9 protein-coding genes are annotated in these 15127 nt (G+C 42.1%); 5 read left to right on the top strand and 4 right to left on the bottom strand.

Features of this window, described 5'->3' with window-relative positions; genetic code table 11:
• Nucleotides 1-101: 101 nt before the first annotated feature.
• From ilvM to ilvC, 3 genes are all read right to left on the bottom strand, one after another.
• Nucleotides 102-359 carry an acetolactate synthase 2 small subunit gene (gene ilvM, locus G3R48_RS09355; RefSeq protein WP_153664671.1) on the bottom strand — a complete coding sequence of 86 codons (258 nt, stop codon included), beginning with the start codon at nucleotides 357-359 and terminating at the stop codon, nucleotides 102-104.
• Between the two features lie 2 nt (nucleotides 360-361).
• Nucleotides 362-2041, bottom strand: a complete 1680-nt coding sequence (gene ilvG / locus G3R48_RS09350; RefSeq protein ID WP_153664669.1) for an acetolactate synthase 2 catalytic subunit — start codon at nucleotides 2039-2041, stop codon at nucleotides 362-364.
• Nucleotides 2042-2498: 457 nt separating this feature from the next.
• A complete protein-coding gene (gene ilvC, locus G3R48_RS09345; protein ID WP_153664667.1) occupies nucleotides 2499-3980 on the bottom strand; it encodes a ketol-acid reductoisomerase in 1482 nt (493 codons plus the stop codon).
• A gap of 283 nt (nucleotides 3981-4263) precedes the next feature.
• Between ilvC and ilvY the strand changes: the two genes are divergently transcribed.
• From ilvY to G3R48_RS09320, 5 genes are all read left to right on the top strand, one after another.
• Nucleotides 4264-5136, top strand: a complete 873-nt coding sequence (gene ilvY, locus G3R48_RS09340) for an HTH-type transcriptional activator IlvY (protein ID WP_153664665.1) — start codon at nucleotides 4264-4266, stop codon at nucleotides 5134-5136.
• Nucleotides 5137-5367: 231 nt separating this feature from the next.
• The gene (locus G3R48_RS09335; protein WP_153664663.1) at nucleotides 5368-6891 is read left to right on the top strand and encodes a YifB family Mg chelatase-like AAA ATPase; all 1524 of its coding nucleotides are present in this window, start codon (nucleotides 5368-5370) and stop codon (nucleotides 6889-6891) included.
• 80 nt (nucleotides 6892-6971) lie between these two features.
• Nucleotides 6972-7865 (top strand): acyltransferase, encoded by an 894-nt coding sequence (locus G3R48_RS09330; RefSeq protein ID WP_153664661.1) that lies wholly within the window; start codon nucleotides 6972-6974, stop codon nucleotides 7863-7865.
• A gap of 41 nt (nucleotides 7866-7906) precedes the next feature.
• Nucleotides 7907-8827 carry a 1-acylglycerol-3-phosphate O-acyltransferase, YihG family gene (locus G3R48_RS09325; RefSeq protein ID WP_153664659.1) on the top strand — a complete coding sequence of 307 codons (921 nt, stop codon included), beginning with the start codon at nucleotides 7907-7909 and terminating at the stop codon, nucleotides 8825-8827.
• A 184-nt stretch (nucleotides 8828-9011) separates the two neighbouring features.
• Nucleotides 9012-13535: an EAL domain-containing protein gene (locus G3R48_RS09320; RefSeq protein ID WP_153664657.1), complete on the top strand. Its 4524-nt coding sequence runs from the start codon at nucleotides 9012-9014 to the stop codon at nucleotides 13533-13535.
• A 167-nt stretch (nucleotides 13536-13702) separates the two neighbouring features.
• Here G3R48_RS09320 and G3R48_RS09315 read toward each other — a convergent pair whose 3' ends face one another.
• A complete protein-coding gene (locus G3R48_RS09315; RefSeq protein ID WP_153664655.1) occupies nucleotides 13703-14797 on the bottom strand; it encodes a branched-chain amino acid aminotransferase in 1095 nt (364 codons plus the stop codon).
• Between the last annotated feature and the right edge of the window lie 330 nt (nucleotides 14798-15127).

The following is a 15127-nucleotide window of genomic DNA, read 5'->3' as shown; positions in this document are numbered from 1 at the left end:
CAACATACTTATTTAGACGATAAACAAGTTGGTTACATATACATTGTTGATTGCCATTTGGTGACATATCTAGGCGGGTAATCAACGATTACCCAAGCATATTATTCGTTAGCACAGTGCGCTGAATTTGCATTGTTGAGCACTTCACAGCAGGTAACATCAATCAGTTTGTCGAGTTGATTGCTCAATAACGTTACCGCGCGCGCTGATTGAACTTGCATATTCACTTCAATCAAGCCTTCATCATTTAGGTGTACTTGCATGTTGATGATGCTAAAACCACGATGACGAGTCACACGCAATAAACGCTCTAAAACTTCTGGGCGTTGCTTGGCAACGATAAAAAGAGTGTGCTTCATCATTATTTCTCCTGCTTATCCATCATCTCACTGTTACTTGCCCCTGGAGGCACGAGTGGCCATACGTTAAACGCATCGTCAATGGCAACATGTAGCATAAACGGCCCTGTGGTATTGAGCATTTCATCAAGCCCAGCTGCGACTTCATCGGCGTGAAAAATTGTCCGCCCAGGAATATCAAAAGCTGACGCCATTTTGACAAAATCAGGGTTGTCAGATAAATCAGTTTCACTGTAACGCTCTTCAAAAAATAACTTCTGCCACTGCTTTACCATGCCCAGCTTTTGGTTATCGAGCAATAAAATTTTAACAGGTAACTTTTTGCGTTTAATGGTGGTTAACTCTTGCACATTCATCATAAAAGAACCATCCCCTGACACAGTAACAACGGTTGCATCAGGGCGAGCGACTTGTGCGCCAATTGCAGCAGGTAAACCAAAGCCCATAGTGCCAAAACCGGCACTGGATAAATGATCTTCAGGCTTGCGGAACCACATATGTTGCGCCACCCACATTTGGTGCTGGCCAACATCACAGCTGACAACATTGTTTTCAGGTAATTTATCGGCTAACTGACGCAACATGGCAGGAGCATAAATCAGCTCACCAACATGTTGGTAGTTAAACTGATGTTGTTGGTGCAATTGGGTCACGTGTTTTTGCCAAGGCGCAAGCTGTAACTGGCCAGCAAGTTGTTGGCTAAGTTGGGGTAACAGCTGCTTGAACTCAGTCGTGATGGCAATGTCTGGTTGACGTAATTTACCCAGTTCTGCAGCATCAATATCTAAGTGGATAACTTTGGCTTTATCAGCAAAACTGGCCAACCGTCCAGTGACGCGGTCGTCAAATCTTGCCCCCGCAACAATCAATAAATCACTTTCTTGTACTGCAAAGTTAGCCGCTTTAGCGCCATGCATACCTAACATACCTAAATAGCCAGGAGTATCATGAGCAACCGAGCCTAATCCTTTTAAGGTGGCCACACTTGGAATGCCCGTTACATCAATGAAATGGCGTAGTTGCGGCACTGCGCCAGCCATACCGACACCGCCACCAATGTATAAAATAGGTTGTTTTGCCGCTTTAATCATTTGCGCAGCAGACGCCACCAAGCTGTTGTCGCTGACAGGCTCAGGCTCTACTGTTTGCAAAGGCGTTTGGTATTGAACAGCAGCAAGCTGAATATCCTTAGGGATATCGACTAATACAGGGCCTGGACGACCCGAAGCGGCAATTTCAAATGCACGGTAAAGGGTGGGTACTAAGTCTTCAACACTTGTCACCATAAAGCTGTGTTTCGTGCACGACAGGGACATACCTAATACGTCAATTTCTTGAAAGGCATCGGTACCAATGACATTGGTTGATACTTGTCCTGTAATAGCAACAACAGGAACCGAATCCAGTAATGCATCTGCAAGTGAAGTGATTAGGTTAGTAGCACCTGGGCCCGATGTCGCAAAACACACACCCGTTTTGCCGCTGGCACGCGCATAACCCACGGCGGCAAAAGCGGCACCTTGTTCATGTCGACTTAATAAATGTTCAACCGGACTACCATAAAGGGCATCATAAATCGGCATAATCGCACCTCCGGGATACCCAAATACAGTGGTCACACCATGTGCAGCTAGCGCCTTGATAACTGCATCTGCTCCACGAATTTTCATGCCTGCTTCCATACTATCCCTCATGTGGTTGATTGTTTTACACCGCGCTGAAACGAAAAACCCCCCTTTCCTGTCGGAGCGGGGGGTTGTTATCTGTGTTGACCTTTACGTCTATTTAGATACCAAGCACCGCCGCTGTGATTGAATAATCACGACGCTAATAATCTCAATAATGAGTATGGCAGCTTGGTTAAACATAGTAATAAAGTATGTCCTAAAGACTTAACATTTAATCAGTACTAATACTGATAACACATAAACATTCATTGTCACAACTTAAATCTGCTTTATTAAAAAAATTTCAGCTTCCCTGCCGAGACAATGCAAACAACAAAAAAATAGCGTATTTATAATCATAAAATTGACTTACTTTTACGCTCAACAAACATCTTCAATTTATTGCTTGGTACTTGCCTGCCCGACAGCTGAAACCTTTTCCTGAACAGGATTGTGCACTTTTTAAAGCAAATTAACTTTCTTCAACAAGCCTTTTCATGTCAGTCATGTAGCCACGTAACTCACCGCCAATAAACTCAACATCGGTATGACGGATAGCGTCATTGACTTCAATGAGTCGCAAGTTGTCTACACCTGTTGACGTATCAGCAAGGCCTGCTCCTAATACTTCACTAGACATAGATGACACATAATCTTTAAGTAGTGGTAATGCCGCATGATTAAATAAATAACAGCCGTATTCAGCAGTATCAGAAATAACAATGTTCATTTCATATAAACGCTTACGTGCAATCGTATTGGCAATTAATGGTGTTTCATGTAATGACTCGTAGTATGCAGACTCTTCAACAATGCCCGTTGCAACCATGGTATCAAACGCTTGCTCAACACCTGCTTTAACCATTGCAACCAAGAAAATGCCTTTGTCAAAATAGGTTTGCTCGTCAATTTCTTCATCGCTATATGGTGCATTTTCAAAGGCTGTTTCGTTGGTTTCTGAGCGCCAGCGAAGCAAGTTAGCATCATCATTGGCCCAATCTTCCATCATTACCTTAGAAAACTCGCCGCTAATGATGTCATCCATGTGCTTTTCAAATAAAGGCTTAAGCAAGACTTTAAGTTCTTCAGCCATGTCATATGCTTTGATTTTTGCCGGATTGGATAAACGATCCATCATGTTGGTAATACCACCATGTTTTAGCGCTTCAGTAATGGTTTCCCACCCTTGCTGGATAAGTTTTGCCGCATAACCAGGTTCAACACCATCGGCAACCATTTTTTCATAACCTAAAATCGCGCCAGTTTGTAGCATGCCGCAAAGAATGGTTTGTTCACCCATTAAGTCTGATTTAACTTCTGCAATAAATGATGACAGCAATACCCCAGCACGATCACCACCAGTCGCACTTGCATAAGCTTTAGCAATAGCTAACCCGTCTGCATTTGGATCATTTTCAGGATGAACCGCAATCAGTGTTGGTACACCAAAACCGCGTTTATATTCTTCACGAACTTCAGTGCCAGGACACTTAGGAGCCACCATCACAACGGTAATATCAGGGCGAACTTGCATGCCCTCTTCTACGATATTAAAACCATGAGAATAAGACAGCGTCGCGCCTTGTTTCATTAATGGCATCACTGCATTAACAACATTAGAGTGCTGCTTGTCTGGCGTGAGATTTAATACTAAGTCAGCTTGAGGGATCATTTCTTCAAATGTACCGACCTTAAAATTATTGTCGGTGGCACGCTGCCATGATGCACGTTTTTCAGCAATCGCTTGTGGGCGAAGAGCGTATGAAATATTCAATCCAGAATCACGCATGTTTAAACCTTGGTTTAAACCTTGAGCGCCACAACCTAGAATGACGATATTCCAGTCTTTAATATAATTACAACCGTCAGCAAATTCGCTGCGGTCCATAAAGCGGCATTGCGCTAATTGGTCAAGCTGTTGACGTAAATTCAGAGAGTTAAAGTAATTCGCCATCTCAAATACCACCTTTAATACAAAATTTTGGACACAATCTATTTATTGTTTATGAAATGCATCAATAACCGATGCAGAAGTGAATAAGCACGTTGTAAGCAACGTTTTTCAAAACAATTCATAGTGCGATTGCGTTTAATATAGCCTATGCGAATGATTGCTTAAAATGATATATTTGGGATGTGACATTGCAAAAAATGCAACATTAGTGATTAAATAGTCAGCGTATGTCGCCTCATCTTGCGTAAACTATCACCGAACAATTTGACCCAAAAGGCCATAAATGGATATTCGCACCTTAACGCTTTACCTCCAGTTGTGTGACAGTTTGCATTTTGCCAAGACAGCACAGCAATCACACATGAGCCCATCAACCTTAAGCCGTACTTTGCAGCGCCTTGAGCAAGATGTCGGTTGTCAATTATTTGAGCGTGATAATCGTAGTGTCACGATTACACCAGCAGGGCTTGAGTTTAAGCAATTTGCATTAAAGACACTATCAAATTGGAGTGAACTACAACATAACGTCGGCCCAGACCAAGCGTTATTATCTGGGCGAATTACACTTTACTGTTCTGTTACTGCCGCATACAGCCACTTACCCGCACTGTTAGAACGCTTTAGACGAGAACATCCACAAGTTGAAATAACCCTCTCCACTGGCGATGCGGCTAATGCAGTGAATATGGTGCGCCAAGGCCACGCCGATATAGCGATTTCAGCTTACCCCGATAATTTTTCCAGCAGTTTGCACTTTGCCCATATTGATCAAGTGCCACTAAAAATTATTGCTCCTAATATCCATTGCCAAGTACAAACGATGGTTAACCAAGCCGAAATCAACTGGCAAGCGCTGCCTTTTATTTTGCCAGAACATGGCCCAGGGAAACGTCGAGCAGAGCAATGGTTTAAACAAATGGCAATTAAACCTACCATTTATGCTTACGTCTCTGGTCAAGAAGCCATGACTTCTATGGTCGCACTGGGGTGTGGCGTTAGCATAACCCCAGAGGTAGTGATTCAAAATAGTCCGGTACGTGACAAAGTGCAGACCATTCCCTCACCGATTGAAATCCCGGCATTTGAAATTGGCTGTTGCTGTAAAGAAAAGCGCGTCAGTGAACCATTAATCAGTGCTTTTTTACAGGTCATTTAACCGCCATACGGCAATCAATCAAAGCAATTAAGCCAATTAACAGCTTAAGACTTGTATGCAGCGCTGATGCCGCACGTGAATTGCATATTGAACGTCAGTGGCAACCTGCGGCGTTAAGCACTATATGTTTGTGCAGTGAAACACATTCAACTGCTACACTCTAATGCAATTATCACGACGCTGCATTGAACGCAGTGCATCTAAATCAAGCAATAACAAAAGGATTTGTTTATGGCGATTGCCTGCGTAATGACCAGAGCCAGCTCTGGCGTTGAAGCCCCTAAAGTCATTGTAGAGGTTCATCTGAGTAATGGTTTGCCGGCATTTAGTTTGGTTGGTTTACCAGAAACATCAGTCAGAGAAGCCAAGGAGCGAGTTCGCAGTGCGCTAATTAATGCTGGCTTTGAATTCCCACAAAAAAGAATCACCGTTAATCTCGCGCCCGCAGACCTCCCCAAGCAAGGCGGTCGCTATGATCTACCGATTGCCATTGGCATTTTAGCGGCATCTGGACAAATTCCGATACAATCAATCAACCAATGTGAATTTATCGGTGAGCTGGCTCTATCAGGCCAAATACGTCCCTGTAGCGGCTTATTACCTGCCATTATTGCGGTAAAAGATGATCAGCATACGTTATTTATTCCACTTGAAAATCGCCATGAAGCTGAATTAGTGGGCTATAGAGACACCTTTTTTGTCGCCCATTTACAAAATTTAAGTGCTTTCTTACAAGGCCAAGCTCAACTGCCGCAGCTAGACACCACCCCGCAATGGATTGAACCTGAAATTGATGAAGCAACATTATGTTTAAGCGAAGTCATTGGTCAATACCAAGCCAAACAAGGCTTAGAGATTGCTGCGGCTGGCGGCCACAATCTGTTGTTTATTGGCCCGCCTGGCACAGGGAAAAGCATGCTAGCCAACAGAATTATGCCGCTATTGCCTAAACTCACCTATGAAGAAGCCATTGAAGTTGCCGCGATTCACTCTGTTGCAGGCATGCACATTAAGCCGCAACATTTTCTTGAACGCCCATTTCGTTCGCCGCATCATACTTGTTCTAATATTTCACTCATTGGCGGCGGCGCACATCCAAAACCAGGAGAAATATCGCTGTCTCATCGCGGTGTACTCTTTCTAGATGAAGTAGCTGAATTCCCAAGAAAAATACTCGATTGCTTACGGGAACCGATTGAGAGCGGAGAAATTATTATTTCTCGAGCTGCAGCCAAACTCACCTTCCAATGTCGCTTCCAACTCATTGCGGCCATGAATCCCAGTCCGTGCGGCGACGCCGATGACGCCAGAGCCACACCCGATCAAATCCTACGTTATTTATCACGTTTAAGCGGCCCGTTTATTGACCGCTTTGACTTAACTATCGATGTCCCCAAATTACCTGCAGGGGCATTAACATCAACCCATGCTCAACAACCAGAAACCAGTTTTGAGGTTGCCAAACGCGTGGCGCAAGCCAGAACAATTCAACTTCAACGTCAAGGCGTACTTAACAGCGAGTTAGGCCCTAAACAACTTGAACAAGTTAGCTTGATTAGCATGGATGACTTACAGTTTTTAGAGCAAAGCATTACCGCTTTAGGGCTATCAGTGCGCAGTTTTCATCGTTTACAACGTGTGGCTCGAACCATTGCAGACCTGCACGGAGAAACTAAAACAACCAAAGCACACCTAGCGCAAGCACTGGGATACCGCGCGATGGATAAGCTTTTATCACGCTTATCACGACATTAATCGCAATAAAAATACGCCTACAGATTGAGCCTAAGCGCGTCTGCGAGTACCATAAGCCTCCATTTATATAGGAGGGGTCGATGACACTGCTGGCAAAAATCCGCGGGGCGATAGCATTTTTAGGCTATTTGCTGAATACGATTTTCTGGGTTATCCCTATTTTGATTTTTAGCATTGTTAAGCTAATTCCCATCACTATTGTACGCACAGGCTGTAGTTATATTTTAGATAATTGTGCCTCGGCATGGATCACCGTCAACACCTTTATTGAAGCATGCCTACACCCATTAACAATTACTGAAACCGGTGATACTCATTTTAGTAAAAAACAATGGTATATGGTGATTGCTAATCATCAATCTTGGGTTGATATTCTAATATTGCAGCGAGTGTTAAATCGTAAAATTCCGTTTTTAAAATTCTTTTTAAAACAGGAATTATTGTATGTGCCTATTTTAGGATTAGCTTGGTGGGCATTAGACTTTCCATTTATGCGCCGTTATTCGCCCGCTCAGCTTAAAAAGAACCCCAAACTAAAAGGCAAAGATATCGAAGCGACCCGCAAGGCGTGCGAGAAGTTTAAATATAAACCTGTTAGTGTAATGAACTTTGTTGAAGGCTCACGTTTTTCTGCAAAAAAACACGCCAAACAAGCCTCCCCTTATCAACACTTGCTAAAACCTAAAGCCGGCGGCATGGCTTTTGCGTTATCAATGTTGGGTGAGCATATCGACAAAATCGTCAACATTACCATTCATTATCCGAATAAAGTCCCGAGTTATTGGGAATATATTTGTGGTCAACTTGACGATGTGACTGTAGACATTCAAATTATGGATATCCCAACGTCGATGCGGGGTGATTACATCAATAACCGTGAATTTAAAATAAAATTTCAAGAACAATTAACGCAAATTTGGGAAGAAAAAGATACCAAGTTGACCGCACTAAAAGCGTCATCCCTCCCAAAATAGCAACAATTAATATTTACTATCTGTATGAGGTATAACGGTCAATGATTTCGTTTCTTCCTGGCCCAATTCTATTTTTTATCAGCACCTTACTGCTAATTATTAACACCATTGTTTGGGCGGGATTAATTTCAATTGGCGGTATATTTAAATTAATCGTGCCTATTCGAGCATTTCGCACTCAACTGGTCAAAGTCATGAACCGTTGTATGTGGTGTTGGGCAACGTGTAATGGCGGTATTTTGTGGTTAATTACCAACATTGAATGGGACGTTGAAGGAATAGAAAAATTAAGCAAAGATGGCTGGTATTTACTTATTAGTAACCATGTCAGTGGTTTTGATATTGCCGCGCAAACTTACTTATTACGCAACAACTTACCCATGCTTAAATTCTTTTTAAAAAAAGAATTACTTTACGTGCCATTTTTAGGCTTAGGTTGTTGGGGGCTTGATATGCCGTTTATGGATAGAACCAGCCCTGCTAAATTAAAGAAAAATCCCAAGCTGCGCGGTAAAGATTTAGAAACAACTCGGAAAGTTTGTCAGCGGTTTAAATACCTACCAACCGCTATTATTAACTATGTTGAAGGTAGCCGCTTTACCCAAGAAAAACATCAACGCCAAAATTCACCTTATCGATATTTACTGCGCCCTAAAGCAGGTGGTATCGCTTTTACCCTTTCGGCAATGGGTGAACAATTCACCGGTCTAGTCAATTTGACTTTAGTGTACCCTGACGCCAAAGATGATGCGGTGTTATACGGAGTCATGAACGGCAGAGTGAAAAAAGTAGTACTGAAAATTGACGTTCTTCCCGTACCAGAAGTGAACGCGAAAGAGTACTTTTCAAAAGCTGAATCTCGGGTAGAATTTCAGCGTGACTTAAATAAACTCTGGCAACAAAAAGATGATTTAATTCATCAAGTTTTAATACAATATAACTCTGACCAACTTAAGCATTAACAAACAAAAAACATAAAAGCACACATTTAGTGTGCTTTTTTTATATTAAGACAATTTTTCTGATCATTGTGGCAGACAAACGAATTCATTTTCATTAAAGAATTGAATTTTCACAACTTACAAGTAAGATTATTATAGGATGAACCTTGGTAATGTAACCGCTTGCAGGTGCTGTTGAAAATTGATGAGCTTAACTGGTTTAATAAATCGCGTCATACTGTTGATAGTGATACTTTTTTCACTCACTGCTACTGCGCAGCCCCACAACCACTTCGATCAACTCGCAGAGGTTAAATTTCAGCATTTTACTACTGAGAACAAGCTCAATCAAAACTCCGTTTCTGCCATATTTAAAGACCATGCAGGTATGCTGTGGATCGGCACACAAGATGGTCTTCACAGTTACAATGGCAACGAATATCAACTATATCTAAGAAGCACCACCCACAGCGACAGTATTTCAGGCAATTACATCACTGCAATTACTCAATCTCCAGACGGTGATTTATGGGTCGGCACATACAATAATGGCTTAAACAAACTTAACTTAACTACAGGTAAATTCACACAGATTAACCTCATTGAAGGTAAAAACGATCAACGCATTACCAGTATAGATGCCATTGGTGACACCCTTTGGGTCGGTACCCATTCAGGGTTATTTATTGTGTCACTCAAAACCAATAAAGTAACGCCAATTAAGCTGGGCAATACCGTTACACCTAATATCACCAAGGTCGCTAATATAAGCGAACATTATGTCATTGTAGGTACCCAAAAAAGTGGCTCATTTGCAATTGATTCTAATACCATTGTCAGACTAGATATTCCCACCAGCTCTACAATTCACACCGTTAGATCAACGTCTATTTATTCGGTGTGGTTGGCCATTGATAATCAAATATGGCGTTACAATCTCGACACCCACGAAAAGACCCTTATTTGGACCAAACCCTACTCAGTTAATGCCACTAACTACATCAGTGACTTTGTGGTGGCTACGCCAAATCAAATCTGGGCGATCAGTGATAACGAAGGCTTATACCAACTCGACTTTAACGGCAAAAAATGGCGTTCAATCGTCCATAAACATAACCCACAAAAATTAAATAGCATCAGCGAAGATAGCATTAATACGATGTTACTTTCTTCAACTGGCACACTTTGGTTGGGAATGGGACATTCTGGGATTAACTTTCTGGATTTAAAGCACCAATATTTTAATCATATCTTTGATTACCATTCGCCCAAACCGCGTATGGCGAACATTACTCGGGCTATTTTTCGCGACTCTTCATCTCGACTATGGATTGGCACCCAGGGCGCGGGGGTAAAATACCTCGACAATAATAATCAATTCCATTACATCAATGATAAATTTGCCAAGTTACTCAATATCCCCGAACAACAACTGAACTTGGTCGTTAATGACATCATTGAAGACCGCCAAGGGTATATCTGGTTTGCCACCAATATTGGTGTCGCTCAATTAGATAAAAACAACAATTTACGTTTTATTGAACAGGCCAATCCTAAATTACGTGCCGACAAACTCACCATGAGTTTTGCCATCGATAATAAACACCGTTTATGGGTAGCAACCAAATTAGGCTTGTATTTTATCTCAGAAAATTCAGGTGAAATGCACGCATATAACTTTGGTTTTCAAAAAGATTATTCCCCGTTTAAATACGCTATTTTGAAAGTCCATTATAGCGGTGGCTACCTTTGGTTAGGCACAATGGGTGGGCTTGTTAGACTTAACCCAGAAGCCAAAAAATTAGACTTTTTACAACACATAAAAGGCAATGAAAATAGTCTAAGTGATAACCGTGTACGCGACTTTATTCGCACAAAAAATGGCGACTTATGGATCGCAACCCATAGCGGTATTGATAGACTCACCACTAACTATGGTATTTTTTCTTTTGAACGCGTTGATGTAAATAATGACCACATCAGTAACACTATTTATGGCATATTAGAAGACAATAAAAATCACTTATGGTTAAGCACTAACTCAGGCATCACTCGCTATTCACCAGAAGATAAAAGCTATATATCCTTCAATCAATATGAAGGCCTGCAATCTACCGAATACAACGGTTCTGCGACATTTAAAGACGCCAATGGCGACTTATGGTTTGGCGGCATCAATGGCATCAATCAATTTAACCCCAAAGATATTCCGCTTAAACGTGTGCCGCCTAAAGTCGTGTTAACCAGATACACAGTAGGCGAACAAAGTCATCCGATATTAGATTTAAACACCACGCCGCATATCAATATGCCGTATGAGAAAAAAATCATTTGTTTCGAAGTTGGCTCGCTCAGCTTCATTTATCCCGGCCTAGATAAATTTAGCTATTCATTGAATAACTTTGAAACGCAATGGCATCAACTTAAAGCTGGCAATAGGATCACCTACACCAACTTGCCGCCAGGGGAATATCAATTACATGTTCGCTATGCTCTAGGTGCTAACCCTTTTGGTGACATCACATTAACTGTGCCGTTATCGGTCATCCCCCCCTTTTATATGACCCGTGTAGCGTACATGCTGTACGTCTTTTTAACGGTCATTTCATTTGGCATATTGTGGTATCTACAACACCAGAAAAAAATACGTCAGAAAAATTTTGAAACCAGCATTCGCGCATCAGAAGAGCGATTAAAGTTAGCATTATGGGCGTCTGGTGACGGCATGTGGGACTGGAATATCAAGCAAGATAAAGTCTATCGCACTAATTTATCTTTACCGGTAATGATAAACAATGAGAGCCAACTATTAATTAAAAACATCCACCACGAAGACAAGGCCCAAGTACAAACGCTGCTGAACCAACACCTTGAAGGTAGAAGCGAGTTCTTTGAAGCTGAATATCGTATTGAATCTGAAACCGGCAAATGGATTTGGCTACTCGACCGTGGACAAGTCGTCGAACGAGATAGCAAAGGTGTGCCAATTCGCATGGCCGGAACTCAACGAGACATTACCAGCCGTAAGGCAACTGAAAAAGAATTAAAGCTGTCTTCGCAGGTGTTATTTAGCATGAACGAAGCGGTAGTAGTGGGAGAGCTTGATTATAGCATTCGTTCAGTAAACCCCGCATTTAGTCGAATTACCGGCTTTAACCCGCAAAAAATGATCGGTAAGCCCTTCTTATACCTCGCGATGGGAAAACGCTCACGTGAATTTTACCAAGCGGTTGAGCGACAATTGCTGCACCACAAACATTGGGCCGGTGAGTTAAAAATTCGTACTCGCGATCGCAAAGGGATATTGGCTTGGCTTGAAATTAACCAAGTAATTGACAACAAAGGAGAAACAAGCCATTTCGTGGCAGTATTTACCGATATTACTTCGCGTAAAAAAGTCGAAGAAGATTTACGTGTATTAGCAAACTTTGACCCGCTAACCGGCTTACCTAACCGGACATTATTCCATGACCGACTCAATCAAGCCGTTACCAAAGCACACCGCGCTAACACCATTGTGGCATTATTATTTTTGGACTTAGATCGCTTCAAACATATTAATGACTCTATGGGGCATCATATTGGCGACTTGTTACTGAAAGCTGTTGCAAGTCGATTACAAAATGCCATTAGAGAAGGTGACACCGTCGCCCGATTAGGGGGTGACGAATTTACCATCGTGTTAGAAGGCGTTGCCAAAACCAAAGCCGCAACAGTCATTGCTGAGAAGGTACTACATTCGTTTCAAACACCATTTTTACTGGACGATAAAGTCCTGACAATTTCGCCTTCAATTGGGATCAGTTTGTACCCTAACGATGCGACCGACACCACTAACTTAACAAAATACGCCGATACCGCGATGTATCACGCCAAATCTTTAGGACGCAATAACTTCCAATTTTATACCGAGAAACTCAACCACTATGCCACTCGCCATGTTCAGCTCGAAACAGGATTAAAACAAGCCATGCAGGCTGAGCAGCTCTATTTAGTTTATCAACCTAAATATGACGTTAAGACCCAAACAATTGTCGGTGTCGAGGCGCTTATTCGTTGGGAAAGCCCAGAGCTAGGGATCATCTCACCCACTGAATTTATCCCATTAGCCGAAGAAACTGGCATGATTAACCAAATTGGTCACTGGGCCATTAACCAAGCTTGTAGCCAACTTGCACAATGGCATCAACAAGGTTTTAATCAAATTTCCGTGGCGGTAAACCTTTCAGCAAGGCAGCTTAAAGCCGATATTATCTCAACAGTAGAAGTGGCTCTTGCAGTATCAGGATTACCTGCAAATGCGGTAGAACTAGAATTAACTGAATCAATGATCATGGGCAACCCACAAGATTCGGTAAATATTCTGTCGCAAATAAAAGAGTTGGGATTATCCATTGCCATTGACGACTTTGGTACGGGGTATTCAAGCTTGAGTTACTTAAGGCGCTTCCCCATTGATACCTTGAAAATTGACCGAGAGTTTGTGCGAGACATTACCGAAGATCCAGATGATGCCGCGATCACCAGCGCCATTATTACTTTAGCTCATAGCCTTGATTTAAACGTGATTGCAGAAGGGGTTGAAACCCCCGAGCAATTGTCATTCTTAAAAGAAGATGGCTGTGACCAAGTGCAAGGCTTCTTATTAAGTAAGCCTTTGTCTGCTGAAGAATGTTTAACGCTGCTTAATGCTGAAAGACTAAAAAAATTGACCTTACCACAGCATTAATGTGTCACATAAAAATGAACCGCAACACCGGGTAATAAACACAAACCATGCAATGAAACTAAAGGCTAAATGGATTACACAATCGCTTTGCGTTTTAAAAAGAAAACCGTTTGTATCAGCCACAAAAAAAGCGCCATTGAGGCGCTTTTATTTTTTCAGTTAAGGGTTTATGGTGCAACCCTAGCAACTTGCTGTACCCAACCTTCAGGAGCAGCTAACAATCCTTTTTGCATATCAGTATAAACCTGATAAATGCGTTTGATATTAGGCCCAACACTGCCATCTCCAACCGTGACAATACGACCATCTTCAAAAATATATGAGCTCACTGGCGAAACGACAGCAGCAGTACCAAAACCACCGGCTTCTACAATTTCACCGGCTTCAATATCAGCGATAAACTTATCTAACATCACCGTTTCTTGACGAATTTCACAACCTAAATGCTCACCTAATTCCATGATAGATTGTGACGTGATCGACTTTAAAATCGTGTCGGTAAATTTAGGAATGATCACCGTGCCATCTTTAAGAATGTGGAAGTGGTTCATTGCCCCTACTTCTTCAATTTGGGTATTAGTTGAATCAAGATACAACACTTGTGCAGCGCCATATTCAGCCGCCGCTTTACCCGCACGCAAAGAAGCCGCGTAGTTACCCGCCGCTTTTGATGCGCCTGTTCCGCCAGATACCGCACGATGGAACTCAGTGCTAATCAATAAACGAATACCTTTATTGACACCGCTTGCCGAGTAATATGCCCCTGATGGGCTTAACATTACGCAAAAGGTGTACTGCTCACTCGGGCTCACTGACAAACGATCTTCAGTGGCAAAAATAAAGGGCCGAATATACAAACAAGCTCCCTCTTGATCAGGGAACCATAATCGATCAACATCAATTAATGCGTTAATCGCATCCAGCTGCATTTGCTCATCAATATTAGGAATACACACAATATCTGCTGAGCGATTCATACGCTCAGCATTCTTATTTAAACGGAACGTGTAGATTTCACCATCTTGGTGCTTAAATGCTTTGGCACCTTCAAAAATAGATTGGCCGTAATGCAACGTCATCGCCCCTGGCGCCATTTCAAACGGACCATAAGGCACAACGCGAGGATCACGCCATTGACCATCTCGGTAATCCATCAAAAACATATGGTCGGTTCTATGCTTACCAAACCCGACATTACCCTCTGGTGTAAACTGCTCAGAACGGCGCTCTGAGGCGGGTTTTAAATTATATTTTATATCCATTGCATACCACCTTAAAAACAGAGCTTGCAGACTATGGACGCTTGAATCCAAAGTCAAGTTGTTGCGAAAAATCCTCACCTAAAATACGTCAATTGAATTGAACAAGCATTAACAAATTCACATCTCATCTAGGGTTTGTGAAGCAGCTTACGCTATTGGGTGTGATGACGCCTATGTGACTCGCCTTTCATCGCACGAAGACAATACCGAGGCGTTAATAAAATACCACCTTTCAAACCAATGCTGACTTGAAAAATGTTGATAGCATCTATTTTGGCTACCAAACATCAGTGCTGAGGGATAAATCATGCGAGTTGTTAACTTTTTAAC

It is taken from the genome of Shewanella intestini (assembly GCF_018221465.1).
Taxonomy (GTDB): domain Bacteria; phylum Pseudomonadota; class Gammaproteobacteria; order Enterobacterales; family Shewanellaceae; genus Shewanella; species Shewanella intestini.
The sequence above is the reverse complement of the archived record's forward strand: the minus strand, read 5'-3'. Positions and strand labels throughout refer to the sequence as shown.